Below are 300 nucleotides of genomic sequence, written 5' to 3'. Positions count from 1 at the left end.
TTAGAGCCGTACATTCAAAACTTTGTCAGCACCTTCGTGCATTCTTACCATATAGATTTGACTCCCGATCTATCATTATCTCGACCACCTCTGGTTCGCATTTCCTCAGCCTAACCTGTTAGGGATAACTCTCAATCGACTTCACCGAGCTTTACACCATTAGATTTAGTTAGAATCTAATCGCATATCGGAGTATCAGAGGAAGCATTTCGGGGCGTTACTCCTTCATTCTACTTCTCGAAAATATAGTTCTCTGTTAATTCGCTTTATACTAAGCTACTTTTAACATGTCGTAACTTT

Source organism: Cetobacterium somerae ATCC BAA-474 (assembly GCF_000479045.1).
GTDB classification, from domain to species: domain Bacteria; phylum Fusobacteriota; class Fusobacteriia; order Fusobacteriales; family Fusobacteriaceae; genus Cetobacterium_A; species Cetobacterium_A somerae.
The sequence above is the reverse complement of the archived record's forward strand: the minus strand, read 5'-3'. Positions refer to the sequence as shown.